Origin of the sequence: Micromonospora sp. NPDC049799 (genome assembly GCF_040656655.1) — a bacterium.
Classification (GTDB): domain Bacteria; phylum Actinomycetota; class Actinomycetes; order Mycobacteriales; family Micromonosporaceae; genus Micromonospora.
In genome coordinates, this window is record NZ_JBFAMU010000809.1 from 1 (window position 1) to 1,536 (window position 1,536).

Below are 1,536 nucleotides of genomic sequence, written 5' to 3' on the forward strand. Positions count from 1 at the left end.
CGGTCGCCGAGGTGCCCCCGGCGGCCGACGTGCCACCCGCCGCGGGAGCGGGACGGCCGGTGGCTGCCTCCGGCGGGTTCGGCGTGGTGCAGGCCGCGTTCCTGCTCGGTGGGCTGCTGCTCTCGATGGGTTTCGGCCTGCTGCTGCGCCTGCGGCATCTCACCAGGACGGCCGGGGCGACCGGTACCGACGACGCCGGGGCGGACCGGCGGTGGGGCGGGCCGACGGCCCGGGCGGGATGGCGTCCCGCACGCCGTTGATCGAGACTTTACAAAATTATGCCTCTTGTAAAATCGAGTGACGGCTGCCACAGTCGGAGGGGAGACCGCGAGAGATCGGAGGTCGGCCATGGCCGTCGACGCGACCGTCACCCCCACCGCCTGGCGGGACACCCGCCGGCCGCTCTGGCCGCTGGCCCTGCTCGTCCCGGCGCTGCCCTTCCTGGGCTGGGCCGCCTGGCGGGCCGGCGGCGGCGCCTGGGCCTGGTGGCTCACCCCGGCGTTCGTCTTCGGGCTCATCCCGGTGGTCGACCTGCTCATCGGCGACGACCGGCGCAACCCGCCGGACGAGGCGGTTCCCCGGCTGCAGGCCGACGGCTACTACCGCTGGCTCACCTACCTCTACCTGCCGGCCCAGTACGCCGCCCTGGTGGTCTGCTGCGCCGTCTGGGCCTCCGGTGACCTGACGGCGCTGGGCGCGGCCGGCCTGGTCGCCACCATCGGGGTGGTCAACGGCATCGCCATCAACACCGCCCACGAGCTGGGCCACAAGCGCGAGACGATGGAGCGTTGGCTCTCCAAGGTGGCCCTCGCCCCCACCGGGTACGGGCACTTCTACGTCGAGCACAACCGGGGGCACCACACCCGCGTCGCCACCCCGGAGGACCCGGCCAGTTCCCGCCTCGGCGAGAGCTTCTGGGCGTTCTGGCCGCGTACCGTCTGGGGGAGCCTGCGCTCGGCCTGGCGGCTGGAGACCAGCCGCTTCCGCCTCCGGAGCCGCAACCCCTGGACGTGGCGCAACGACATCCTCAACGCGTGGGCGATGACGCTGGCGCTGTACGCGTTGCTGGTCGTCGCGTTCGGCCCGGTCGTGCTGCCGTTCCTGATTCTCCAGGCCGTGGTCGGGTTCTCCCTGTTGGAGGCGGTCAACTACCTCGAGCACTACGGGCTGGCCCGGCAGCGCAACGCCGCCGGCCGCTACGAGAAGGTCGACCCCCGGCACAGCTGGAACAGCGACCGGACCGTCACCAACGTGTTCCTCTTCCAGCTCCAGCGGCACAGCGACCACCACGCCAACCCGCTGCGCCGCTACCAGACCCTGCGCAGCTTCGACTTCTCGCCGCAGCTGCCCGCCGGCTACGCGACCATGCTGGTGGCCGCGCTGGTCCCGCCGGTCTGGCGCCGGGTGATGGACCACCGCGTGCTCGCCCACTACGGCGGCGACCTGGACCGCGCCAACGTCCACCCGCCGGCCCTGCGCCGGCTGCGGGAGTGCCAGCGCCGCCGCACCACGACCACCCCCGAGCCGTACGCGGGC

At 73.1% G+C, this 1,536-nt stretch carries 1 protein-coding gene and 1 pseudogene; both read left to right on the forward strand.

Annotated features, from left to right (window positions below; translation table 11 throughout):
* Positions 1-260: pseudogene (locus tag AB0I76_RS29675) on the forward strand (hypothetical protein); the annotation flags it as partial.
* An 88-nt stretch (positions 261-348) separates the two neighbouring features.
* Positions 349-1,536 (forward strand): alkane 1-monooxygenase (locus AB0I76_RS29680; protein WP_357042380.1); only part of this gene is annotated, 1,188 nt, incomplete at its 3' end.